Below are 23,564 nucleotides of genomic sequence, written 5' to 3'. Positions count from 1 at the left end.
GGTTTCGTGGGTGGGAGGGGGTGAGGGAGACAGGATGCCGTCGACAAGCGAAAGTGTTGCTGCGTTGAGGCGGGGGCGGTTGCCGAGGACCACGATGCGCGACGGTAGCGCCTCGAGTAGGCGGATGATGTGGGTGGCGGAGGTGGGGTCGAGGCCGGCGAAGGGGTCGTCGAGGAGCAAAAGCTCCGGCTCGAGGACCGCGACCGCCGCGATGGCCAGGCGGCGTGTTTGGCCGCCGGAGAGTTGTGCGGGGTGGCGCTCGGCAAGCTCGGTCAGGCCCGCGGCGCTGAGGATGCGCTCGCAGCGGCGCTGCATCTCCGCGGTGGGTGTGCCGCGCTGCTCGAGGCCGAGCGCGACCTCCTCAATGACCGTGTCGCGCAGGTAGGACACGTGCGCGGTGGCGTCCTGCTGGACCACGGCGGCGCCGTCCCACTCGTTGTGCGCCTGGGTCGCGAGGGTGGTCAGGCCCGCGCCAGAGTTGCCGATGACCTCGACGGTGCGGTGCTGTTCGAGTGCTTGGGTCAGCGGCGTTAGATCCATAGGACCACCGCGACGCAGGTAAGCGGGACAAGGATGCGGGCGGCGCGCTGGGCCGGGCTGTCGTGGACCGGGCGCAGGACGGTGCGGGGGCCGGTGAGGTCGTAGCCTGCGGTTTCCAGCGCCTGGCCGCGGGCGCCGGCCTGAGTGAGCAGCTCCGTGAGCACGGGCATGATTAGGTGCGGGACGACTGTTTTGGCTTTGATCGGGCGCTGTTTGAGGAGGTTGGCGTCGCGGGTGATGCGCGCCCGGTTAGCGCCCTGGGGACCGAACTGCAGCGTGGTGCCGGCGATGTAGCCGATGCGGTTGCCGCCTTTTGTGCTCTGCAGGGCCTTGGCCAGATCCGGCGTGCGTGTCCAGGCCACGGCGGCGAGCAGGCACGCGACGAGCGCGGTGAAGCGGGCGGTGAGGTGGGCGGCGTCGGCGAGCCCGTCGGAGGTGATAAGCGGGGCGATTTTGTGCTCGCCGTAGGGGGCGTGGATGAGCACCATCGACGCGGCGACGGGGGCAGCGAGGAGTGCGGTGGCGGCCGCGGCGGAGGGGTTGCGGGTGCGCCATGTGCCAGCTGTCAGGGCTGCGGCGATGATGGCCAGCGAGGCTGGCGGGGTGTTGATCCCCAGCGCCAGAATCCAGCCCGACGCACCGATGACCAGGGCGGTCAGCGGGTTCAGGCGGGTCTGGGGCTGGGGCATGTTGGGTGGCTACTTGGACTGCTTGCTCTGCGGGGCGAAGGCGGCGATGGTGCGGTTCGGCAGCGCCTTGACCGTGAAGTACGCCACCAGCATGACAATGACCTTGTCCACCGGGTCCGAGATGAACGCCTGGGTGGTCACAGACGCGATGAGTGAGCCGCCCATCTCACGGAACAGGCTGACCAGCGCGCCGGTGCCCACGCCGGCGGTGCCGCCGTAGACGTAGGCCGCGACCGGGGCGGCGACCATGCCGCCGATAAGCCCCAGTACCAGGCCGAAGCCGATCACGGTGGCGATGTTGCGCAGCGCGTTGAAGCGGTGGATGAACACGCCGGCCAGCCAGCCGATCAGCGCCGCACCCGCGGCGAACGGCAGCGCGGCCGGGTTGAGCAGGCCCCACACCACGTTGTTCAGCGCGCCGGTGGCCATGCCTGCAACCGGGCCGGCGAGCGCCGCGACGAGCACCGTGCCCACGGAGTCCAGGTACAGCGGCAGGCCGATGGAGCCGACGATCTCGCCGACGACAGAGTTGATGATGATCGCAATCGGGATCAGCCCCAGCGTGCGCGCGGGCAGCACCGGGATGACGGCTGCGAGCAGCAGCGCGGTGCCGATGCCATAGCCGGCGAGCAGCGCGATGCCCGGGCTGGAGCCGGTGACCTGGTCCCAGTCCGCCGGGTGAACCAGAACGAAGTACAGCCAGGTGGCGGCAATGAGGACGGCGCCTGCGATGACGAGCGCGCGGCGGGCGGGGGTCCATTCGGCCTTCTGTGCGGCCTGCGTGGAAACGGTGTGTGACATGGAAACTCCGAGTGGTGTGCGGGGAGGAACAGGAAGTACAGCCCTAATCGCCTATGTCACCTCGGCTGGGCTATCGGCTGGGCATTGTAGCAATGAATGTTGGCACGTCACGAATCATGCCGATACTCAGACGAAACCGTTAGCAATACGCTCTATCTCGTTGACCACCATGTCGAAAATCGGATTGTCCTCGCGAAGCGTGTTTAAAAGAACTTTTTGATATTCGAACGTTTGTTTGGCACTTGGGCTTTCGCTAGCGGATAACTTAAAATCATCGGCAGTTTTTGACAGCCACCAGAGCTTCCAACTCTTACCCGACTCGTTTTCCCTTGAATCCCCCTCATGAAACGCCTCTTTGAAATCGTCTGGAAATATTTGCTCCGCGAGCATTCTTTCCGGCCATGAGTTACCCAAAAACCCTAGTCGTGTTCGAGCAAAATTAATTAGGCCGCTTTCTACATCCTGCGCGTTCGAAGCATCACAGTGGATAAACTTTTCAGGCTCAGTTTCATGAACATATTCATCCCATGTTTTTTCGAAGCCTTCTCTGCGAATATGAGTATCCAGATCAAAATCTGACAAGCCTAGGAATTTCTCGAATGCAGGCTTTTTCTGATCTCCGTCTAGCAAAATCACAGTGGCAGCCGTTTTCGGGTTGCTTTCCATAGCCAGAACCGGCAGAACTTTTCTTACTATTGAGCTAGCACCACCTGGAATAATCTGAATTTCGACCAAATCCATCCAGTTTGGCCGTTTACGCCTCAAACTCGCCTCTACGATTTCCTTGGTAAGTTCATCTTCTAAATAAATGCATAGGCGCGTATTGTTGCGAGGATTGAACCCTAAGGCATTAAAGGCTTCGGATGGACTACAGCTTTGGGCAAGCAATTTGACCTGATGCGTAACATCATCAAATCCCAAGACCTTAATTGCGCCGGAGGGTAGAGTGTCAACAATTGCCGGAGAATGGGTTGAGAGCACTACCTGCAGTTTCTTAGCCAAAGCTTGGCGCATGAGGAAATCCATGAATCTTTCCTGCGCCCCCGGGTGCAGTGAGATCTCTGGCTCATCGAGCAAGATTAGCGATTGCGAGGGAGCTCGATGTATTTCGTCCACGAGACGTACGACCGTAAACTCGCCGCTTCCCGCATGCGCCTCGGAGTACTCAATGCTTGAGGATTTAAGGTTTAATCGAAAGGTTGTACCAGGAGCCCCGAAGAGAGTGTGCTTGATGACATCTATCCCGTCGATGTCCTTTCCAAGAATGGTCGAGATTTCCTTTACTGCCTCCCGATCCAAGCTGCGCGGTCCCTCCAGAACTCTTGAGAGGATGTCTTTCGCGGTTGTATCACCCTTTAGTGCTTTATCAAGTCTTGCGGCTCGCGCTTGCGCTCTGATGCGTTTTTTCGTTGAAGTGTCAGTGAACCTGTCCGGGCTACTGTGGTTTAAGAACTTGTCAAAAGCACTGATTTCAGCCTTCAAGTCAAGGAACAAGATCGGTTTCTTAATGAGCGCCCATCGGTCTTGATGTTTGTTATCTTGACTCGGATCAGCTTCGAATTTCTTCATTCCATCACGGATCGCTGGCTTCGTAGGCTCCCAATAGTCGGGGTCAGCTTTCCCTTGAAGACGTTCAGGCACATCCTTACCGCGAAACTTACGCGTAACGCGTGCTTTCCTACACTCGGCTTGCCCCGGCTCGCCTCCGTAGGAATAGACAAACCTATGGGGATCTGTATTTGCCTTTGCACCTTCACCGCCGCCCCACTTGTCTATGTCATCGAGCTTGGTGGAAAACCAATACTCTGCGATACTTCTACTTTCAGGCGCAGCAGCTAAAGCGTGAAGAATTGAGGTTTTATTGGTTCCGTTAGGTCCTACTATCGCCGTGATGGGCCAGGTAAATTCAATACGGAAGCCATCCTCAAGCGACTTATAGTGCGGAAACCAGATCGCCGAGATGAACGGCTCGAAGGCCTTCCGATTATTTTCGAAAACGCTTCCAAGCTTCTCTTCGGGGGAGGTGGCACTTCCGTTCATCAGATTCGTCTCCAGTAGTCTGTCAGTTGTTAATTAGTGGACATGGGTTGAGCGTTTCGCTAGTAGCCTTGCCACCGCATCACCCATGGTCCTCGCAAAAGGCGGGGGTACAGCATTGCCAATTTGCCGTGCAATGCTTGTCTTACTTCCGACCCATCGATAATCGTCCGGGAACCCCATCAATCGAATTGCCTCATAATGGGTGATAGCACGATCTTCAGTGGGGTGTAGATATCTCCCTTTTTCTGGTTTGAAGAACTCGGTTCTGATCGTAACTGAGGGCCGATCCAGATATAGACGCCCCATCACATCCGTGTTTCCCTTCTCGTGTCTCTTCCAACAATCTGCCTTCAGATGCTCAGGTAAATCGAACCTATTACCTCCAGGTACCGAAATGTATTTAAACCGTTTAAGCGATAGGTCACTGTAGCGCCGCCCAAGATGAAGCTCTCTCGACTCAAAAGGACCCGGGCGTTTTAGTCCGTTGAAGTAGGTAAAACGCGAAGGCAGATCGATGTCACTCACCCTCTGTTTCACATCTTCGAAGCTGTCACCTACTGTTAAAGGAGCCTTTGTGGTGGGAGGCGGGTAATCTAGCGTTGGTTGATCCCTACGCGAGCCCAGGATAACCATCCTTCTACGGTTTTGGGGTACCCCGTAATCAGCACAGTTAACTGTCCTAATTGGTGCGATTACATAATCTTGAAGGAGACCGCCCGAAAGCTCACGCTCAAAAAACTGTCGCTCGGGGGACTGCGAAAACTGTGGAACGTTCTCCATCAGGAAATATTTTGGAAGCGCTTGGCCTATGGCTTGTGCGTAAGAGCGCCAAAGGTCGTTGTAAAGACCTGCGGGGTCTCCCTTCCCCAAACGAGAAAACCCTTGGCACGGTGGTCCACCAATGACAACATCGCACTCCGGAATAGACCTGTCCTGGACAACATCCCGCATGTCTCTTTGCAGCACTGTTGCTTCCGGGAAGTTTTCGCTAAACGTTGCAGCTGGATCTGCTTCAAGCTCGACAGCCATTCGAGTTTTGAATATTTGGCCATCGCTCCCATTTTTCACCGCCTGAAAACCACAGGACAGCCCGCCCGCCCCCGAAAACAGATCGACTACGGAATACACAATTTGACCCTCAATTTTTCCGAAATTTGCCTATGCGGAAGCATCTTCAAGGATAACTATTAGCAGAAGATCGCAATGCGACCATACTGCAAGCGAAGATTCAGATCGCAGCCTGCTCATGCACTAAGAGATTGATGCTCGGCGCTCTATACGCAAGGAGATCCCTGCAGACCTTTAAAGTAACGATACAGTTGCACTCCTAGTCGTCGGCACGCTGGTGGCGCAGCTCCACAATCTCGGCGTCGCCGGCGGCGACCTTCGCGTGCACCTCGCACGCCCACGTGAACCAGCCCCAGGCCAACGCGACGTCCGCGTCGGTGACCAGGCGCGCGTTGGGTTCGCGCTCCCAGATCCCGCGCAGGTCGGCCACGGAGGTGCCTCGCATGAGCTCGGAATCCGCCTCCACGGCGACGGTGGTGTCCTTCCAGGAGTACCCCACCAGCCCCAGCGCGATCAGCACGGTGAGCAGGTCGTGGATCTGCGCCTGATACCCCTCGCCCACATCCTCGTGGAACTCGAAGTAAAACCGCGTGATCGCCTCCAGGTGCTGCGCCACGGGGGAGCCGCCAAGCTTATCGACGAACTCCGCCAACGCCTCGGGCTTGAGCACCATCCGCTCCGTCACGCCAAGTGAGCACATGGTGATCGGGGTCTGTGCCATAGCGAACACGTCGGCGGCGGCGTGCGGGTCCACCCAGAAGTTCCACTCCGCGCTCGGCGTGGTGTTGCCCGGGTAGTTCACTGCCCCGCCCATCACGGTGATGTGCTTGAGCTTTGCAAAGTGCTGCGGGTGGGCGTGCGCGAAGGCGGCCAGGTTGGTCAAGGGGCCGGTGACGATCAGGTAGAGGTCGTCGGTGCCGCGCTCGATGGAGTCGATCCATAGCGCGTCCCAGTCGTGCTCCACGTGGCGCTCGGGCGCTTGGGCGTAGCCGAGACCGGTGTCGCCGTGGGTTTCGGGCGTGGTGGTCAGCTCCACCTCGAGCGGCTCCGGCAGGCCCGCGGCCAGGGAGATAATGGGTAGCCCGCACTGCCCCAGTATCCAGGCGCCGTTTTGCGCGCATTGGTCGGCGGGGGCATTGCCGGAGGTCGTCGTTAGGCAGTCGAGCTCAATGAGCCCCCCGTGGGCCGCGGCGGTGAGGAAGATAATGGCGTAGGTGTCGTCGATGCCGGGGTCGCAATCCAGGATCACTCTCACGGTTTCGTTTCCTTCCCGGCAACAAGCCAGATCACAAGCGTGGCGGCGCACACCGCCCCGCAGACGCCGAACGCGGCCTGGAAGCCCGCGGCCTCCGCGACGGCGCCGAGCAGCACCGGCGCAAGAATGGAGCCAGCGTCCTGCGTCATTTGGTACGTGGACAGCACTGTACCGCCGGAGCGCTCGTTGCCGATGATGTCCGCGAGCGTGGCCTGGGTGGCGGGGCTCATCAGGCCTGCGCCGATACCGGCCGCGGCGGAGAGCAGCACCAGCGGCCAGAAGCTGGTGGCGCCGCCGAGGAGTGCCGTAAACACGCCGGAGGTCGCCAGGCCCGCGGCGACCATCGGGCGGCGGCCCAGGCTATCGGCGAGCCTGCCGGAGAACTGCAGGGTCACGGCCATACCGAACGCGAAGGCGGTCAGCGCTAGTCCGGCGGCCGCTCCCCCGCGCTCGAAGACGGCAGCAGCGAACAGCGGGAGGATAGCCACGCGTGAGCCCATGTTGACAAAGCCGTTGGTGAACCCGGCGGCGAGCAGCGCCTTGTACGTGGAGGTCTGCCACGCCTGACGCACGCGCATCTCCGGCTTCGCCGCAGGCAGCGGCTCGGAGCCGGGCCGCGGCTGGGTGAGCCCGCCAACGGCGACGGCAGCGGCCGCCACCGCGAGGCCGTAAATGACAAACGGCGCGCGGAAGCCCAGGAAAGACAACGCGGCGCCGATGATCGGGCCGACGACGTTACCCACCAGAAACGCCGAGGCGTACAGCGCGTTGGCGCGCCCACGGATGCTCGGATGCGTCACACGCACGATCAGTGCCTGGGCGGACAGCGTGAACATGGTCGAGCCGAAGCCCGCGATAAACCGCAGCGCCAGGATCTGCCAGTAGGCGTTCACGAACGCGACGAGGAAGGTCGCGCCCGCGACGATGAGCAGGCCCGTGAGGTAGATCGGACGGGAGCCAAGCCTATCGACGAGCCTGCCCGCCCCCGGCGCCCCCAACAACCGAGCCAACGCGAAGATGGAGATCACCGCGCCGGCCGAGGCCATGGACACGCCGAAGCTGCCGGCGAACTGCGGGAGCACCGGGGCGATGAGCCCGTAGCCGAGGGCGATGATGAACGCGGCGCCGACAAGGACCCAGATCGTGCGCGGGATCTTCGGTTGGGTGCGGGGTGCTTGCTGGGTTGTGTGTTGTGTTGAGTTGTCGGCGTTCATTGCTGGTTAGAGTACATCGGCGGGTGGGGTGTTCCGATTTGCCAATGTGGCAAATAATTTCCACAAAGCAAAATCACCCCAGGTAGCGAGGCGCATCTCGTTCACATGTTCGAACGGATGGGCGGTGGTGTCGGGAGCGCTTCGTAGTGTGTGCGCCATGAAGTTCAACACGAAGAATCCGCTGCGTAGCGTCAGCCGAAACGATATGTCCCACTCCCCCGCCTATACCCCGGAGGCGCTTGCCGAGGAGATCCGCGAGCGTCACCCCGCAATCATCGCGTCCGCCCAGGCCGTCATGCACCACCCGCGTTCCCTGTCCCGCCCCACCGCCGCATGGCGCCCGCCGGTGCTCACCCTGCCGCGGGTGGCCAACGGGCCGCAGCTGACATTGGCCGTAACACGGCGCAGGGTCGGCCCACGGGCGCGGGCCCGGATACAGGGCTACGGAGGCGACCAGGTCCCGGCCTACCTGATTGAGGTCCGCATCGCCGACACCACGGGCAGCCTGGTGGACACCGTGCTCACCGAAGCGTGGGTGCGCGCGCTGATCCCTGACGACTGCGCGCACGCAGTGCACGAACTGGCCGGCGCGCGCACGGCGAACTACGTGTGGCTCGTCGACGGCACGTTCACCCCGGTTGCCTCGCCGTCGTCGATGTTCGAGGGGCTCAGCGCGGCCTAGTCGTCGTCCTCGTCGTCCTCGTCTTCGTCCTCGTCGAGGTCGTCATCATCGGCGAGGGCGTCGTCGTCATCGTCCTCGATGTCGGCATCGTCGTCTTCGTCGTCCTGGCCGAACAGGTCGTAGACCTCCGGCTCGTCGAACTCGTCGTCCACGGGAAGCAGCTGCGACTCCCAGTCCTCGGCTTGGTCGGCGGCGAGCGAGAGCACGTCGAAAAGCCTGTCAAAGTCCGTGAAGCTGCCCAGCTCGAGCCGCTCGGCGTCGATGAGGGCCTCGTCGTGGATGGCGTCGAAAAGCCGGGCGCGGTCTTCCTCGGTCAGCTCCGCGTCGCCGTCGGACTCCCAGAGCTCGCCCTCGGCGTCGTCGAGCACGTCGTCGTAATCGTCCGGCAGCGCGATGAAGGTGACCTTGGCGTGCGGGGTGCCCTCGACGGTGTCGATGGTGACCAACAGCTCCGCGTTCTCCCCGACCTCGGCGCGCACCTGCTGCGGATTCAGGTGGTCCTGGAAGAACTCCAGGTCGCCGATGCGCTCGTCGGTGCCCTCCAGCAGGTCGCGCAGCACGGTGATCACCTGGTCGGTGGCCATGTGCTCCGCAACCGCGGCCACGGCGTCCTCCACGGAGAACACCACGGCCACCAGCACGGCCTCGAAGTCCTCGTCGTCCTCGTCCACGTCCGCGGCCGCGATGTAGACGTTGGCGGCCGGCAAGTGCGGATCGATCTCCACGAACTGGATCTCCAGCGCCGCCGTCATGGGCACGAACATGGTGTCGCCGCCCACGCGGGACTCGATGCCTTCGCGGTCGAGCGCCGCTGCGATGTCCTCGAAAAAGCTCATGTCGGTGGTTCCTTCCCAAGCTCGGCCACAACGGGCACAAGCCTAGCCACGAATGCTTGCGCATGCGTGGCATTTCCCTGTCACGGCGGGGTTAACTGTCACCCCATGACGGATGGGCGGCACCGAGCAGCGATGCGGCCGAATCCATCAGGTCCTGGCGGTGGATGCCCCACTCGCGCATGTCAAAGCCCTCCCACGCCCTGCGCTGCGACGCCTTCGGGTCCCACTCCACCCGCATACCAGCGTCGAACACGGCCGTCGCACGTCCCGGCCTATCGTCGGAGCGGAAACCGTAGACCGGCCACTCCTCGCCCGGCGCGCCGGTGTGGAAGAACTGCCCCCAGTGGTGCTGCATCACCCGGCTGACCTCAGTGAACGCCTCAGATCCGCCGAAGACGTCCCAGCGCGAGGCCTTCGTGGCGTTCGGTTCGCCGAACACCGCGCCCAGATCGGCGGTGTGCATCGCGCCCAAGCCCAGCATGCGCATCGCGGCAGACGCGTGGTCGAAGCGGTACATCCACGTGCTCGCCTTCCTGCGGTGTGCGGTGGCCAGGATCACCGTCGGCGCCCAGAACACCGCGTCGGCGATGAGGTCGGCATAGTCGCCGCGCTCCCCGGCGTAGTCGTAGGCGCGCAGTACCGACTGGGCGTTGTCCGGGTCGAACGCCTCCAGCGCCCGGCGCGCCGCCCGCTGGCGAGTCTTTGTGGTTTGGTAGATCGCCTTGGCAAAGCTCGCCTCGTCCGAATTGGTGCCCACGATCAGCGGCACGGCCGCCTGCTCGCCGGCCTCGAAGGTGTCGATGGGGTGCGCGGTGAGCGTCTCCCCGTCCACGGTGGGCATAAAGCTGGTGTTCAGCTGCACCAGTTCCTTGGTGTTGAGCAGCATGGATTGGCCGGCGCGCACGAGTTCCTCGGCGCGGGTCTCGCGCAGGTCGGCCAGCGTGGTGGTTCGCGGCAGACCCATCCGGTTGACCAGTTCGCGCACCCACATCGCGGCCTGCAGGCGCGAGTGCACGCTGGCCGGCGGCGGCGATTGGGCCACCGCGCCGTGGAACAGCCCGCGTGCCGAGGGCGAGCACATCAGGTGCACCACGGCCGCCCCACCGGCGGATTCGCCCATGATGGTCACCCGGCCCGGGTCCCCGCCGAAGTTGGCGATGTTCGCGCGCACCCACTCCAGCGCCAGGATCTGGTCCAACAGCGCGGGCGTGGCCACGCAGTCGTGGCCCAGCGAGCGGAAGTCCAAATACCCCAGCACGCCCAGGCGGAAGTTCACGGAGACGTAGACGACCTGCGTGGCGTCGGCAAGCAAATGCCCCTGCAGCACCTTCTCGTTGCTCGCGCCGGTGACAAAGGTGCCGCCGTGGAAGTAGACCACCACCGGCAGCTCCTCCTCGGTGTCGGGGCGCACGATGTCTAGCGTCAGGCAGTCCTCGGTGCCGATGACGGCGTCGCGCCAGCCGAATGTGCCCTGCATGGCGGGCGGGGCGAACCGTGAGGCGTCGTAAAGCCCCTGCCACCTCTGCGCCGGCTGTGGGGCGCGGAAACGGCCAGTGTGTGCGGTGGAGGCGCCGAACGGCACGCCGCGCCAGGTGCGCATGCCGGAGCGCGCGTCCACCACGCCGCGGACCTTGCCCGCGGTGGTGTCTGCGACAGGGTGCTCGACGGCAGTCATGGCATCCAGCGTAGACGCAAGCGCACAGCATCCAACTATGCTGGACCGACGTAAAAAACCGATTAACGAAAGTGACAGTTACATGTTTGGCAACAAGAAAAAGAACCAGGACCTCGCCGTCCGCCAGGAAATTGAAGAGGCGCTGCGCGAAGACCCGACGCAGTTAGAAAAGGACGCCGGCCCGCTGGGGCGCGCGTTTATCGGCGCGGTGGATAAGGCTGTTCAGATGCAGACCTCCACCATCCGCACCTACGTGAACTGGCTGCGCCGCCAGAACCCGGAGGCCACGCCTGCGGAGATTCAGAATCTTATGGACGAGCACCTGAAAAACACCGTCACCGGCACCGGCGCGGGCGTGGGTGCCGCAGCCGCCGTGCCCGGCATCGGCCTGTTTACCGGCGCGGCCGCAGTGGCGGGCGAATCTGTGCTGTTTTTGGACCTCGCCGCGTTCTACGCCGTGGCATCCGCCTACCTACGCGGCGAGGACATCGAGGACCCGGAGCGCCGCCGCGCGCTCGTGCTCTCGCTGCTGATGGGCGCGAAGGGCCTGGCGATTGTGGACGCCATGCTTGGCGACGACGCCGGCAAGATCCCCGGCAAGTCCACCCTGGCCAAATTCTCCGGCCCGACCCTGTCCAACACCAACAACGTGCTGCAGCGCATCGCCATGCGCTCCATGCGCAAGTCCCAGCGTCGCGCGTGGCTGGGCAAGCTCATGCCACTGGGCATCGGCGCGGTCGCCGGCACCACCGCCAACCGCAAGCTGGCCGACGGCGTGATCGGCAACATCCAGTCCGGCCTCGGCGCGGTGCCGGCAGGTTTTGCCACCCCGCTGCCGGACAAAGACACCGACGAGGATGGCAAGGGCCTGAGCCTGAACCAGAAGGACTTCGCCGCCTGGATCCTGCGCCAGTTCAAGGACGAGGACAAGGACGGCGACAACAATTAACCCCCTGCTCACCAGATCCCTTCGCGCCAACCGGCCCGCAGCCGTCGCCGCCTTTGCCGCCGCCACGCTCGCCGCCGTGTTCCAGACGGCGGTGCCGGCGCTGACCGGCCACGCGGTGGACATCGCCACCGGCAACGCGGAAGGATCGGTGACGCGCACCGCGTGGGCAATGGTCGCCGTCGCCGCGGCCACCTACGCCTTAAGCTTCACCCGCCGCGTCACGTCGGGCCGGCTGGCATCCAGCTCCCAGCACTGGCTGCGTACCGAGATCCTGCGCACGCTACACCGCTTAGACGGCCCGGGCCAGGACACAATCGTCACCGGACAAATCGTCTCGCGCTCCATCTCGGATTTGAACCAGTACCACATGGTGCTGGCCAACCTGCCCATGCTGCTCACGCGCGTGGTGCAGCTCGCGCTCACCCTTGCGGTGATGCTGTGGATGGACATCCCACTGACCTTGATGTCGCTCGCGCTGCTGCCGCTGATCCTCTGGGAGGCCAACCGCTCGCGCAAAACGCTCTACGCCGCCACGTGGGTGAACCAGCACGCCACCGCGGAGCTTGCCGAGCACGTCGAGCAGACCGTCTCGGGCGTTCGCGTGGTCAAGGCGTTCGGACAGGAGCAGCGCGAGATCGACCAGCTGGATCAGCTTGGCCGCCACCTCTACGCGGTGAAGATGCGCGCGGCGAAACTCACGGCGCGCTTCCAGCCGGTCCTCTCGCAGCTGCCCAAGGTCGCGCTGGTGGTCACCATCATCGCCGGCGGCATGCTGGCCATCCGCGGGCAGATCACCATCGGCGAGTTCGTAGCGTTCACGGCGTACCTGACCTCCATGACATCGATGATGTCCATGCTGACCAACCAGTACGTGCGCCTACAGATGGGCATGAGCTCCTTCGACCGCCTCGACGACGTGCTCAAGCTTGCCCCCGCCGCTGAGACCGCCGCAGCCCCCACGGCCGGCACCGGCCTGCGCTTTGACAACGTGCACTTTTCCACCGGCGGCAACCCCGTCCTCAACGGCTTCTCGCTCACCGTCCGCCCGGGCGAAACGGTCGCGCTCGTCGGCCCGCCCGGCGCGGGCAAAACCATGGCCGTCCAGCTCGCCGGCGGCTTCTACCAGCCGGATTCCGGGAGCGTGAAGCTTCTCGACGGCTCCGCCTCCCCCGCCGCACTGCGCCACAAGGTCCTGTGCGTGTTCGACGAGGCGTTTCTGTTCTCCTCGTCCGTGCGCGACAACATCGCCATGGGCTCTCACCTCCCGCCGGATGAGCTCGACGCCGCGGTGCGCGAGGCGGCGCGCCTGGCCTGCGCCGACGAATTCATCGAGCGGTTGCCGGACGGCTACGAAACCGAAGTCGGCGAGCGAGGCCTGACGCTTTCCGGCGGGCAGCGCCAACGCATCGCGCTGGCCCGCGCGCTCATGGCGAAGCCGGAGGTGCTCGTGCTCGACGACGCCACCAGCGCCATCGACGCCGTCACCGAATCCCGCATCCTGGCCAACCTGCGCGAGGAGCTCACAGACGTCGCGGTGCTCACGGTCGCGCACCGTCAGTCCACCGTGGACCACGCGGATGAGGTTGCGGTGGTGCGCGGCGGAGCCGTCGTCAAGTGTGGCCCCCGCGATGAGGTGGTTGAGAGCCCGGAGTACCTGGCCACCATGTCCGCGGACACGCCTACGGAGCTGCCCGCGGCCCCGACCCGCACCGATCTGTGGCCCGAGGTCACCGAGCCCGAGCGCGAGCGCGTGATCGTGCCCACCACCGGGCGCGCGTCCACGGTCAACGCCACCCCGGAGCTGCTCGCGCGGGTGGAGAAGCTCCCGGCGGCCACCGAGCAGCCGGATTTGAGCGCCGAGCGCCTGGAGCAGCTGCGCACCCCGTCCAGCGACTTCCACGTGCGCGATCTCTTCCGCGCAGTGCGCTGGCTCATCGCCGGCACCGTGGCGCTGCTGGTGGTCGGTGTGGTGGCGGACCTGGCGTTTCCCACCCTCGTGCGCGCGGCCGTGGACCGCGGCATCGCCAACTCGGACCAGGCAAGCCTGATCCGCACCGGGCTCGTCGCACTCGCCGTGGTGGCGGTGGCGTGGGCGTCCATGACCGTGATGACGGTGCTGTCCTCGCGCTCCGGCGAGCGCCTCCTCTACGGCTTGCGCCTGCGCTCCTATGCCCACCTGCAGCAGCTGGGCTTGAGCTTTTTCGAGTCGCGCCTGTCCGGCAAGATCATGACGCGCATGACCACGGACATCGACACCCTGTCCAGCTTCCTGCAAACCGGGCTGGCCCAAGCCATCGTCGCCGTCGGCTCGCTTGCCGGCGTGACGGTGATGCTGGTGGCCACCGACGGCCAACTCGCGCTCGTCGCGTTCGCCGCCGTGCCCGTCATCGCGCTGGCCACCTGGGGATTCCGACTCCTCTCCAAGCGCTTCTACGCCGCCGCGCGTGCGCAGATCTCCGCGGTCAACGGCGAGTTCGCGGAGCTCATCGGCGGCATCCGCGTCACCCAGACCCACCTCGCCCAAGACCACTTCGAGGCGCGTTTTGCCCGGATGAGCGACGAATACCGCCGCATCCGCATGAACTCTGTGCGCCTGGTGGGCCTCTACTTCCCCGGCATGCAGTTCGTCTCCCAGGTCATGACCGCGGTCATCATCGGTGTCGGCGCCACCCGCATCGCGGACGGCACGCTGTCGGTCGGCGTGCTCGTCGCGTTCACCATGTACCTCAGCCAGCTCTACGGCCCCATCCAGCAGCTCGGCCAAATCTTCGACTCCTGGCAGCAAGCCACCGTCAGCTTCGACCGCATCCGCGAACTGCTCGACGAGCGCACCACCGTCCCCGACACCGGCACCCGCCCCGGCGCTCACACTGCCGCCTCCGGGGAGCTTTCGCTTAACGACGTCACCTTCGGCTACTCGCCGGACACAGAGCCAGTCATCGACGGCATGGATTTGTCCCTTTCGCCCGGCTCCACCGTGGCACTCGTTGGTCCGACGGGGGCGGGCAAGTCGACCGTCGTCAAGCTGCTTGCCCGCTTCTACGACCCAGTGGAAGGTGTCGTGCGCGCGTCGGGGACGAACATCGCCGAGTTCCCGCTCGCGGATTGGCGGCGCGCGCTCGCGCAGGTGCCGCAGGAGTCCTACCTCTTCCCCGGCACCGTCGCAGACAACATCGCCTACGGGGCGGCCGCGGCTACCGACGACGAGGTGCAGGCCGCGGTGGAGCGCATCGGCGCCCTCGGCGTCATCGGCACCATCCCCGGCGGCTTCAACGCACGCGTCGGCGAACGCGGCCGGGGCCTAAGCTCAGGGCAGCGCCAAATCATCGCGCTCGCCCGCGCCGAAATGCTCGAGCCCGCGGTGCTGCTTCTCGACGAAGCCACGGCCACCCTCGACCCCGCCACCGAACGCGCCGTCCTCGATGCCTCCGACAAGGCGATGGCGGGACGCACCTCCGTCGTCGTCGCGCACCGTCTCGCCACAGCCGCGCGGGCGGACCGAATACTCGTGATTGATGAAGGACGTATCATTGAAGACGGCTGCCACGAGGACCTCATCTCCGCAGGCGGAAGATATGCCCATATGTGGGCTGTTAACCGATAACGGGGGTGAAACTATGGGCCCCCGTGGAGAGGAACAACCCAAGTTAGCGCGTTACCAGCGCCGACGATTACAGTCAAAGAAACGTTCCGCGAACACAACCCAGAAGGAAGGCGAGAACCTGCCGTGAGCAGCGAAAACACGTTCGGCCAGAACAGCTGGCTGGTTGACGAGATGTTCCAGCAGTACAAGGACGACCCCAACTCGGTGGACGCCGAATGGCGCGAACTCTTCGAGAACAAGGGCGCTCCGAAGACCGCGAAGGGCACCCCCAACGTCACCCCTTCCGACGAGAGCGCAAGCACTCCGAAGACTGACCCGAAGGTCTCCCGCAGCACCGGCGCCCCGAGCCAGGACGGCCGCGAGACCAAGGTGGACGAGGCAGCGGCCAAGGTCGCCGCGAAGCCGAAGCGCCCCGCAGCCCCGGCGAAGTCCTCCCCGCTGGACAAGGTCAACCAGATCGAGGTTGAGCCCGGCGAGTTCCAGCTCAAGGGCGCTTTCAAGGCCATTGCCAAGAACATGAACGAGTCGCTCGAGGTGCCGACGGCGACCACCGTGCGCGACATGCCGGTCAAGCTCATGTTTGAAAACCGCGCGCTGATCAACGACCACCTCAAGCGCACCCGCGGCGGCAAGGTCTCCTTCACCCACATCCTGGGCTACGCCATTGTCCTGGCCACCAAGCTGCACCCGGACATGAACAAGAACTACAAGGAGGACGGCAACAAGTCCTTCGCGGTGCAGCCGGAGCACATCAACCTCGGCCTGGCCATCGACCTGCCGGGCAAGAACGGCTCCCGCTCCCTGGTCGTCGCCGCCATCAAGGAGTGCGAGAACAAGTCCTTCAACGAGTTCGTCGAGGCGTACGAGGACATCGTCGCCCGCGCCCGCGACGGCAAGCTCACCATGGACGACTTCTCCGGCGTGACCATCCAGCTGACCAACCCGGGCGGCATCGGCACCCGCCACTCCATCCCGCGCCTGACCAAGGGCCAGGGCACCATCGTCGGCGTCGGCGCTATGGACTACCCGGCGGAGTTCGCAGGCGCCTCCGAGGACCGCCTCGCCGAGCTCGGCGTGGGCAAGCTGGTCACCCTGACCTCCACCTACGACCACCGCGTCATCCAGGGCGCGGAGTCCGGCGAGTTCCTGCGCGACATCTCCCAGCTGCTTATCGACGACAAGTTCTGGGACGAGATCTTCCGCTCCCTGCACATCCCGTTCGCACCGCTGCGCTGGGCACAGGACGAGCCGAACACCGGCATCAACAAGGACACCCGCGTCATGCAGCTGATCGAGGCGTACCGCTCCCGCGGCCACCTCATCGCCGACACCAACCCGCTGCACTGGCACCAGCCGGGCCTGCCCAAGCCGGACTCCCGCGACCTGCTCATGGAAACCCACGGCCTGACCCTGTGGGACCTGGACCGCGTCTTCCACGTCGGCGGCTTCGGCGGCAAGGAGCAGATGACGCTGCGCGAGGTCATGTCGCGCCTGCGCGCCGCCTACACCCTGAAGGTGGGCACCGAGTACTCCCACATCATGGACCGCGACGAGCGCGAGTGGCTGCGCGACCGTGTCGAGGCCGGCATGCCCAAGCCGACCGGCCCGGAGCAGAAGTACATCCTGCAGAAGCTCAACGCCGCTGAGGCCTTCGAGAACTTCCTGCAGACCAAGTACCTCGGCCAAAAGCGCTTCTCGCTTGAAGGTGCCGAGACCCTGATCCCGCTGATGGACGCCATCATCGACACCGCCGCAGGCCAGGGCCTCGAAGAGGTTGTCATCGGCATGCCGCACCGCGGCCGCCTCAACGTGCTGTTCAACATCGTGGGCAAGCCGGTCGCCACCATCTTCAACGAGTTTGAGGGCAACATGCGCGCAGCCCAACAGGGCGGCTCCGGCGACGTGAAGTACCACCTCGGCTTCGAGGGCGAGCACATCCAGATGTTCGGCGACGGCGAGATCAAGGTCTCCCTGGCTGCCAACCCGTCCCACCTCGAGGCCGTGGACCCGGTCCTGGTGGGCATGGCGCGCGCCAAGGAAGACCAGATCAAGCTTGCCAAGGGCCGCGAGGACCACCCGGTCGTGCCGCTGATGCTGCACGGCGACGCTTCCTTCACCGGCCTGGGCATCGTCCAGGAGACCCTGAACCTGTCCCGCCTGCCGGGCTACACCGTCGGCGGCGCCATCCACATCGTGGTGAACAACCAGATCGGCTTCACCACCACCCCGGATTCCGGCCGTTCCTCCTACTACGCCACCGACCTGGCCAAGGGCTTCGACTGCCCGGTGTTCCACGTCAACGGCGACGACCCGGAGGCCGCCGCATGGGTTGCCCAGCTGGCCACCGAGTACCGCCGCGAGTTTGGCAAGGACGTCTTCATCGACCTGATTTGCTACCGCCTGCGCGGCCACAACGAGGCCGACGACCCGACGGTGACCCAGCCGGTCATGTACGACCGCATCAACTCCCACCCGTCGGTGCGCACCCGTTACACGCAGGACCTCATCGGCCGCGGCGACATCACCGAGGAAGACGCAGAGAAGGCCGCACAGGACTTCCACGACCAGCTGGACTCCGTCTTCTCCGACGTCAAGGCAGAGAAGGGCCAGCCGAGCGAGCAGACCGGCATCACCGAGTCCCAGGAGCTCACCCGCGGCCTGGACACCAACATCCCCGAGGAGCAGTTCAAGCGCCTCGCGGACGCGTACGCGAACCTGCCGGAGGACTTCACGCCGAACAAGCGCCTGAAGTCCGTGCTGAAGAAGCGCGGCGGCTCGTTCACCGACGGCGACATCGACTGGGGCTGGGGCGAGCTGCTCGCCTTCGGTTCCCTGGCGGAGCAGGGCAAGTTTGTCCGCCTCGCCGGCGAGGACTCCCAGCGCGGCACCTTCACCCAGCGCCACGCGGTGCTGTACAACCCGGACAACGCCGAGCCGTACAACCCGTTGGACCACAACGCGCAGGAGAACGGCGACGGCGGCCACTTCCAGGTGTTCAACTCCGCCCTGACGGAGTACGCCGGCATGGGCTTCGAGTACGGCTACACCCTGGGCAACAAGGAAGCCGTGGTCGCTTGGGAGGCGCAGTTCGGCGACTTCGCCAACGGCGCGCAGACCATCATCGACGAGTACGTCTCCTCCTCCGAGACCAAGTGGGGCGAGATGTCCTCGCTGATCGCGCTGCTGCCGCACGGCTACGAGGGCCAGGGCCCGGACCACTCCTCCGCCCGCATCGAACGCTACCTGCAGCTCGTGGCGGAAGGTTCCATGACCATCGCTCAGCCGTCCACCCCGGCAAACCACTTCCACCTGCTGCGCCGCCAGGCGCTCGGCGAGATGAAGCGACCGCTGATCGTCTTCACGCCGAAGTCCATGCTGCGCAACAAGGCGGCTGTCTCGCAGCCGGCTGACTTCATCGAGGTGGAGCGCTTCCAGTCCGTCATCGACGACCCGAACTTCGTCGAGCGCGGCAACAAGAAGATCGGCGACACCGACAAGGTCACCACCATCTTGCTGTGCTCCGGCAAGATCTACTGGGAGCTGGCGAAGAAGAAGGAGAAGGACGGCCGCGACGACATCGCGATCATCCGCGTGGAGATGCTCCACCCGATCCCGTTCAACCGCCTCGCCGACGCGTTCAAGAACTACCCGAACGCCAAGGAGATCCGCTGGGTCCAGGACGAGCCGGCAAACCAGGGCGCATGGCCGTTCTACAACGAGCACCTGCGCACCCTGATCCCGGACATGCCGGAGATGGTCCGCGTGTCCCGCCGCGCCCAGTCCACCACCGCAACCGGTGTGGCCAAGGTGCACCAGCAGGAGGAGAAGCAGCTGCTCGAGGAGGCATTTGCAAAGTAGCTTGACGACGGAGCACGTCACCGCGCTCCCTCTCAAGCGCTAGGGCCCCAGGGTTGACCCCGGGGCCCTTCCTCGTGCCTGGTATGCGTGTTTAGCGCGCGCCGGCGCTGTCGGCGGAATCGCCTGCGGCGGCACCGTCCTCGTCGGCCTCCGGCAGCTCGTCGTTGTAGATGTTGATGTGGGCGTTTTCCATCATCCACGCCGCCAGGGTGTCCTGGACGTCGGCGCCGCCCTCGATGTCCTCGACCATCTCCTCCAGCGACTTGGTGGAAATGACGCGGGTGATGAAGTTCAGGCGGTTGATCTCGCCGCGGTCGAAGCCGGACTTGTCGAACAGCGGGATGATGTTCTGCGGCAGCTCACCGGAACGCCCGCAGCTTTGCGCCGGCGAAGGATCCACGGTCCGCAGGGTGCTGGGCAGGCCCGCGATGGCTTGGTCGTAGACCACGTCCGAGAACCCGGCCGGCTCCTCCTTCGCTTCTTTCTTCAGGCGTTTGGCGGCCTCCACGTCGGTTTCCTCCACGAGGCGGCCGGTGCAGGTCACCACGAAGTCCACCGGCGTTTCCTTCAGCACGCGCAGCGTGTCGCCCGCCGAGAAATCGGCGGCGGTGACGCTAGTGGGACGGCCCAGCTGCTGCAGCACGCGGCTGTAAATCTCGCCCAGGACGCGCTGCTCCGGGTCGTCGGCGTCGATGCCGATCGCGATCGGTTCCTTGCTGGTGCTCTTCTGTCCGAGCGCGGCGCACCCGGACAGCGTGATCGCGCACACGGAAAGTGCCGCCAGGGCGCGGGTGTGTCTACGCATTAGGCTGCGACGTGTCGTCGATAGGCAATTGGCCCGCGATGAGGTCGCGCGCCTGCGGGGCGGCATCCGGATCGCAGAGCACGTCGTAGTGGCCCGCCACGATCGCCGTCGCCGAAGAGAAGTCGCGCTTGCCGCCCGTGAACGCGTAGGCCACCGCCGCGAAAATCACGCCGAAGATCGCGCCGAGGATCAGCGTGGTGGTAAACGTCACCCAGCCCGAGCCCGGCTCCGTGAACACCGAGAGGATCAGGCCCAAAAACAGGCCCATCCACAGGCCGGAAAGCGCGCCGGTGCCCAGCACCTTGCCCCAGGTCAGGCGGCCGGTGATCTTCTCCACCTGCATGAGATCCACGCCCACGATGGACAGCTTCTCCACCGGGAACTCCTTATCGGAAAGCGCATCCACCGCGGCTTGAGCCTCCGCGTACGTTTTGAAGCTGCCGACAGGCCAGCCCGTGGGAACCTCGCGCGCGGGCACGCGAGACGAGTTGCTCATGGGATTTGTCATGCCCACCAGTGTATCCGTTCGACCGCGGGGCACCGTTATACTGCAGGGCAACATGGCTACTGAACACAACATCACAGAGCAGGACGTCCTCGCCGCACTCGAGCGCGTGGAGGACCCCGAGATTGGCAAGCCCATCACCGAGCTGGACATGGTGGAATCCGTGCGCATTGACGGCGCGGACGTGGCCGTGGGCATCTACCTGACCATCGCCGGCTGCCCGATGCGCGACACCATCGAAGACAACACACGCGCCGTGTTGGAGGAGCTCGACGGCGTCGGCGACGTGACCGTCACCCTGCACACCATGAGCGACGAGCAGCGCCGGGCACTGGCGCTGAAGCTGCGCGGCGAGCAGACCGGGCCCGTGATCCCGTTCGCCGACCCGGACACGCGCACCCGCATCTTCGCCGTCGCCTCCGGCAAGGGCGGCGTGGGCAAGTCGTCCATGACCGTGAACCTGGCCACCGCGCTAGCCGCGCAGGGCCTGAGCGTCGGCGTGGTGGACGCGGACATCTACGGCCACTCCGTGCCCGGCCTGATGGGCTCGGCGGAGAAGGGCCCCACGGTTGTCGACGAGATGATCATGCCGCCGATCGCCCACGGCGTGCGCCACATCTCCGTGGGCCAGTTCGTCGAAGGCAACGCGCCGATCGTGTGGCGCGGGCCCATGCTCACCCGCGCGATCCAGCAGTTCCTCGCCGACGTGTACTGGGGCGACCTAGATGTGCTGTTCATGGACCTGCCGCCCGGCACCGGCGACGTGGCCATCACCGTCGCACAGCTCGTGCCTAACGCGGAGCTGCTCATCGTGACCACCCCGCAGGCCGCGGCCGCCGAGGTGGCCGAGCGCGCAGGCACGATCGCGCAGCAGACGGACCAGAAGATCGCCGGCGTCATCGAGAACATGGCCGGCATGACCATGCCCGACGGCACCGTCATGAATATCTTCGGCGAGGGCGGCGGCGAGCAGGTCGCCGAGCGCCTGACCCAGCTCACGGACTCCGACGTGAAGCTGCTCGGCTCCATCCCCCTGGACCCGAAGCTGCGCGAGCACGGCGACACCGGCACCCCCGTCACCATCTCCGAGCCGGGCTCCCCCGCTGCCAAGGCCATCCAGGCGGTCGCGGATCAGCTGAAGGTGCGCCGCGAGTCCCTCGCCGGCAAGAGTCTCAACCCACGGGTTAAGTGATGTCCTCCCAGGAGAAGCTCCTGCCTTTCGACGGCCGCTCCGCCTGATCCCGCCCCGGCCGCTCCTGCGGCGCAGGCTGGCTCTGCTGCGACTGCGCTGAACGCGGTCCGGAGCGGGTGGGTTCCGGCTCTGATTGCGCCGTGCCTGCCTCGTCTTCGAACAGCACCTTCGCCATCGCGCGGCGCGGGCCCATCGCCGCGTACTGGGAGACGGTGTTGATGGGCTTCTTAAACTCTTCGAATTCGCCCAGCTCCCCGTTGAGCTCGGCCTTGGCGTTGTTGATCGCCTTCTTCGCGGCGTAGATCGCCGCGCGCACATCCTCCACGACAGACGGCAGGCGTTCGGGCCCGATCACGATGAGCCCGATGATCAGGATGAAGAAAATCTCGCCCCAGCCGATGTTGGAAAACACCTACAACACCCTACTCCCCGCGGCGCTTCAGCGCGCCCAGAGCCGACTGCAGCGCCGCGCCGAGGTTGGTGCCGAGGTCAGTGGCCAGCTTCCTGCCCCGACCGCGCGGACCCGGCGCCTCTCCCACCCCGTCGAGGTCCTCGGCGCACATGCCCGCCAGGCGCTCCACCAGCGACACCGGGGCGTGCACGCTGGAGTTATCCACCACGCGAAGCCGGTTCGCGGCGCGGCGCTGGGCGTCCACCTCGGCGCTGCACTCGTCGCAGTCGGTCAGGTGGCGGGCGGCGCGGCGGAACGCGGAATCAGACAGCTCGCCGTCCACGAAGGCGGCGACCGCCTCCGGGTTCAGGTGGTCGGTGGAGTTGAATTCGCGTTTGGACATTGACATCACGTCGCTTGTTAGCGGGTGCGGATGAGTTCCTTCGCGTGCGCGTCGTCAAGCGCCTGCTTCTCCAGCGACTCCCGCAACTGCGCGCGCCCGCGGTGGATGCGGGAGCGCACCGTGCCCATCTTCACCCCAAGGGTGTCGCCGATTTCCTCGTAGGTCATGCCCATCACGTCACAGAGCACGACGGCGACGCGGAAGTCCGGCGCCAGATCGTCCAGCGCGCGCTGCAGCGCCGGGTCCAGGTTGGCCACGTTGTAGGCCTCCTCCGGCGTCATGTCAGTGCCCGGCACGCGCTCGTAGTCCTCCGGCAGCGCCTCCATGCGGATCTTCGCGCGGCGGCGCACCATGTCCAAAAACAGGTTGGTGGTGATGCGGTGCAGCCAGCCCTCGAAGGTGCCGGGCTGGTAGTTCTTCAGGCTGCGGAACACGCGCATGAAGGTCTCCTGCGTCAGGTCCTCCGCGTCGTGCTGGTTGCCGGACAGGCGGTACGCGAGGCGGTAGACGCTATCGGCGTGTTCCTGCACCAGCTCCGACCAGGTGGGCATGGCCCCCTCGCCCGCGTCGAACGCGGCAGTGCCGGACAGCTGGCTTTCCTCAGAGGTCATAACGGACAGTGTTCCAGACCGACCTTTCGGAATCCAGCGCGTCTCCTGTGAGCTCCCTGGACACATGCGCCCCGCTATGATTGCGCGTGTGAGTGAGACTGCGTTTACCCAACTGAGCACCTACATCGACTCCCGACGGGACCACCTGCCGGATGAGGTGGGCGAAGCGCTCGCCCGCGCCCGCGAGGACGCCGAGGAAAACGGCGTGCCGGTTCCGAGCCAGGTCGTGGGCGATTTGCTGTCCGTGCTGGCGGCGGGCAACGAGGCCTCCCAGGGTGCGGTCGCGGTGACCCCTGCCGCGGGGGTTGCGGGCCTGCACATCCTCACCGGCCTGCGCGAGAAAGCCACCCTGGGAGGCCTCGTTGCCCGCCGCCAGCACGGACAGCAAATCGCCCACGACCTGGCTCGGAACCGGCACGCCGTTTTCCTCGGCGTCCTCGCGGGCG

The 23,564-nt window shown here is 65.1% G+C and carries 19 protein-coding genes and 1 pseudogene; 6 read left to right on the top strand and 14 right to left on the bottom strand.

Annotated features, from left to right (window positions below):
* From MHX64_RS11580 to MHX64_RS11550, 7 genes are all read right to left on the bottom strand, one after another.
* A partial coding sequence (locus MHX64_RS11580) for an ATP-binding cassette domain-containing protein (protein ID WP_239406332.1) occupies positions 1-540 on the bottom strand: 540 nt, incomplete at its 3' end.
* On the bottom strand, positions 531-1,229 hold the full coding sequence (locus tag MHX64_RS11575; protein WP_239357586.1) for an energy-coupling factor transporter transmembrane protein EcfT: 699 nt from the start codon (positions 1,227-1,229) through the stop codon (positions 531-533). The genes MHX64_RS11575 and MHX64_RS11580, both read right to left, overlap by 10 nt.
* 9 nt (positions 1,230-1,238) lie before the next feature.
* Entirely contained in the window at positions 1,239-2,030 is a 792-nt protein-coding gene (locus MHX64_RS11570; protein WP_239357585.1) for an ECF transporter S component, read from the bottom strand.
* A 126-nt stretch (positions 2,031-2,156) separates the two neighbouring features.
* The gene (locus tag MHX64_RS11565) at positions 2,157-4,070 is read right to left on the bottom strand and encodes an ATP-dependent endonuclease (protein ID WP_239357584.1); all 1,914 of its coding nucleotides are present in this window, start codon (positions 4,068-4,070) and stop codon (positions 2,157-2,159) included.
* A 33-nt stretch (positions 4,071-4,103) separates the two neighbouring features.
* Positions 4,104-5,198: a DNA cytosine methyltransferase gene (locus MHX64_RS11560; RefSeq protein WP_239305974.1), complete on the bottom strand. Its 1,095-nt coding sequence runs from the start codon at positions 5,196-5,198 to the stop codon at positions 4,104-4,106.
* 199 nt (positions 5,199-5,397) lie between these two features.
* Positions 5,398-6,393: a nucleoside hydrolase gene (locus MHX64_RS11555; RefSeq protein ID WP_239357583.1), complete on the bottom strand. Its 996-nt coding sequence runs from the start codon at positions 6,391-6,393 to the stop codon at positions 5,398-5,400.
* A complete protein-coding gene (locus tag MHX64_RS11550) occupies positions 6,390-7,607 on the bottom strand; it encodes an MFS transporter (protein WP_239357581.1) in 1,218 nt (405 codons plus the stop codon). Before MHX64_RS11550 ends, MHX64_RS11555 begins: the two co-directional genes overlap by 4 nt.
* 157 nt (positions 7,608-7,764) lie before the next feature.
* Here MHX64_RS11550 and MHX64_RS11545 point away from each other — a divergent pair, with 157 nt between their 5' ends.
* Positions 7,765-8,289: a hypothetical protein gene (locus MHX64_RS11545; RefSeq protein WP_239357578.1), complete on the top strand. Its 525-nt coding sequence runs from the start codon at positions 7,765-7,767 to the stop codon at positions 8,287-8,289.
* Here MHX64_RS11545 and MHX64_RS11540 read toward each other — a convergent pair.
* Both MHX64_RS11540 and MHX64_RS11535 read right to left on the bottom strand, forming a co-directional pair.
* Positions 8,286-9,125 (bottom strand): hypothetical protein, encoded by an 840-nt coding sequence (locus MHX64_RS11540; RefSeq protein WP_239357575.1) that lies wholly within the window; start codon positions 9,123-9,125, stop codon positions 8,286-8,288. The genes MHX64_RS11545 and MHX64_RS11540 overlap by 4 nt on opposite strands.
* A 91-nt stretch (positions 9,126-9,216) precedes the next feature.
* Positions 9,217-10,800 (bottom strand): carboxylesterase/lipase family protein, encoded by a 1,584-nt coding sequence (locus MHX64_RS11535; RefSeq protein WP_239357573.1) that lies wholly within the window; start codon positions 10,798-10,800, stop codon positions 9,217-9,219.
* 82 nt (positions 10,801-10,882) lie between these two features.
* Between MHX64_RS11535 and MHX64_RS11530 the strand changes: the two genes are divergently transcribed.
* The 3 genes from MHX64_RS11530 (at position 10,883) to MHX64_RS11520 (ending at position 19,211) form a co-directional block, all read left to right on the top strand.
* On the top strand, positions 10,883-11,749 hold the full coding sequence (locus MHX64_RS11530) for a hypothetical protein (protein ID WP_239305980.1): 867 nt from the start codon (positions 10,883-10,885) through the stop codon (positions 11,747-11,749).
* Entirely contained in the window at positions 11,745-15,353 is a 3,609-nt protein-coding gene (locus MHX64_RS11525) for an ABC transporter ATP-binding protein (protein WP_370642142.1), read from the top strand. Before MHX64_RS11530 ends, MHX64_RS11525 begins: the two co-directional genes overlap by 5 nt.
* A 123-nt stretch (positions 15,354-15,476) precedes the next feature.
* Positions 15,477-19,211, top strand: coding sequence for a multifunctional oxoglutarate decarboxylase/oxoglutarate dehydrogenase thiamine pyrophosphate-binding subunit/dihydrolipoyllysine-residue succinyltransferase subunit (locus tag MHX64_RS11520; RefSeq protein WP_239357571.1), 3,735 nt, complete (start codon positions 15,477-15,479; stop codon positions 19,209-19,211).
* A gap of 91 nt (positions 19,212-19,302) precedes the next feature.
* On the opposite strand, the gene MHX64_RS11515 is transcribed toward MHX64_RS11520, so the two are convergent.
* Together MHX64_RS11515 and MHX64_RS11510 are read right to left on the bottom strand one after the other, a co-directional pair.
* Complete coding sequence (locus tag MHX64_RS11515; protein WP_181888187.1) at positions 19,303-20,016, bottom strand: hypothetical protein; 714 nt, start codon at positions 20,014-20,016, stop codon at positions 19,303-19,305.
* A complete protein-coding gene (locus tag MHX64_RS11510; protein WP_239357570.1) occupies positions 20,009-20,524 on the bottom strand; it encodes a general stress protein in 516 nt (171 codons plus the stop codon). The genes MHX64_RS11515 and MHX64_RS11510 overlap by 8 nt, the downstream gene beginning before the upstream one ends.
* Positions 20,525-20,576: 52 nt before the next feature.
* Between MHX64_RS11510 and MHX64_RS11505 the strand changes: the two genes are divergently transcribed.
* On the top strand, positions 20,577-21,713 hold the full coding sequence (locus MHX64_RS11505) for an Mrp/NBP35 family ATP-binding protein (protein ID WP_239357569.1): 1,137 nt from the start codon (positions 20,577-20,579) through the stop codon (positions 21,711-21,713).
* Here MHX64_RS11505 and tatB read toward each other — a convergent pair.
* Genes tatB through sigE form a run of 3 tightly spaced genes read right to left on the bottom strand, consistent with a single transcriptional unit; the run spans position 21,706 to position 23,118 of the window.
* Positions 21,706-22,125 carry a Sec-independent protein translocase protein TatB gene (tatB, locus tag MHX64_RS11500; protein ID WP_181888184.1) on the bottom strand — a complete coding sequence of 140 codons (420 nt, stop codon included), beginning with the start codon at positions 22,123-22,125 and terminating at the stop codon, positions 21,706-21,708. The two genes, MHX64_RS11505 and tatB, sit on opposite strands and share 8 nt — an antisense overlap.
* Before the next feature lie 10 nt (positions 22,126-22,135).
* Complete coding sequence (locus MHX64_RS12015; protein ID WP_304504355.1) at positions 22,136-22,507, bottom strand: anti-sigma factor; 372 nt, start codon at positions 22,505-22,507, stop codon at positions 22,136-22,138.
* A gap of 17 nt (positions 22,508-22,524) precedes the next feature.
* A complete protein-coding gene (sigE, locus tag MHX64_RS11490; RefSeq protein ID WP_239305986.1) occupies positions 22,525-23,118 on the bottom strand; it encodes an RNA polymerase sigma factor SigE in 594 nt (197 codons plus the stop codon).
* An 88-nt stretch (positions 23,119-23,206) separates the two neighbouring features.
* On the opposite strand from sigE, the pseudogene MHX64_RS11485 reads away from it, so the two are divergent.
* Positions 23,207-23,564: pseudogene (locus MHX64_RS11485) on the top strand (hypothetical protein); the annotation flags it as partial.

This window comes from Corynebacterium sp. ACRPZ (genome assembly GCF_022346205.1).
GTDB classification, from domain to species: domain Bacteria; phylum Actinomycetota; class Actinomycetes; order Mycobacteriales; family Mycobacteriaceae; genus Corynebacterium; species Corynebacterium lehmanniae.
Note: the sequence above shows the minus strand (reverse complement) of the source record. Positions and strands in the feature narration are given on the sequence as shown.

What these genes read in the sequence shown, in the direction of transcription:
- MHX64_RS12015 (WP_304504355.1), bottom strand. Translation starts at nt 22,507, where the DNA reads ATGTCCAAACGCGAATTCAACTCCACCGACCACCTGAACCCGGAGGCG.
- MHX64_RS11510 (WP_239357570.1), bottom strand. Translation starts at nt 20,524, where the DNA reads ATGACAAATCCCATGAGCAACTCGTCTCGCGTGCCCGCGCGCGAGGTT.
- MHX64_RS11550 (WP_239357581.1), bottom strand. Translation starts at nt 7,607, where the DNA reads ATGAACGCCGACAACTCAACACAACACACAACCCAGCAAGCACCCCGC.
- MHX64_RS11505 (WP_239357569.1), top strand. Translation starts at nt 20,577, where the DNA reads ATGGCTACTGAACACAACATCACAGAGCAGGACGTCCTCGCCGCACTC.
- MHX64_RS11535 (WP_239357573.1), bottom strand. Translation starts at nt 10,800, where the DNA reads ATGACTGCCGTCGAGCACCCTGTCGCAGACACCACCGCGGGCAAGGTC.
- MHX64_RS11565 (WP_239357584.1), bottom strand. Translation starts at nt 4,070, where the DNA reads ATGAACGGAAGTGCCACCTCCCCCGAAGAGAAGCTTGGAAGCGTTTTC.
- MHX64_RS11515 (WP_181888187.1), bottom strand. Translation starts at nt 20,016, where the DNA reads ATGCGTAGACACACCCGCGCCCTGGCGGCACTTTCCGTGTGCGCGATC.
- MHX64_RS11540 (WP_239357575.1), bottom strand. Translation starts at nt 9,125, where the DNA reads ATGAGCTTTTTCGAGGACATCGCAGCGGCGCTCGACCGCGAAGGCATC.
- MHX64_RS11570 (WP_239357585.1), bottom strand. Translation starts at nt 2,030, where the DNA reads ATGTCACACACCGTTTCCACGCAGGCCGCACAGAAGGCCGAATGGACC.
- MHX64_RS11530 (WP_239305980.1), top strand. Translation starts at nt 10,883, where the DNA reads ATGTTTGGCAACAAGAAAAAGAACCAGGACCTCGCCGTCCGCCAGGAA.
- MHX64_RS11545 (WP_239357578.1), top strand. Translation starts at nt 7,765, where the DNA reads ATGAAGTTCAACACGAAGAATCCGCTGCGTAGCGTCAGCCGAAACGAT.
- MHX64_RS11575 (WP_239357586.1), bottom strand. Translation starts at nt 1,229, where the DNA reads ATGCCCCAGCCCCAGACCCGCCTGAACCCGCTGACCGCCCTGGTCATC.
- sigE (WP_239305986.1), bottom strand. Translation starts at nt 23,118, where the DNA reads ATGACCTCTGAGGAAAGCCAGCTGTCCGGCACTGCCGCGTTCGACGCG.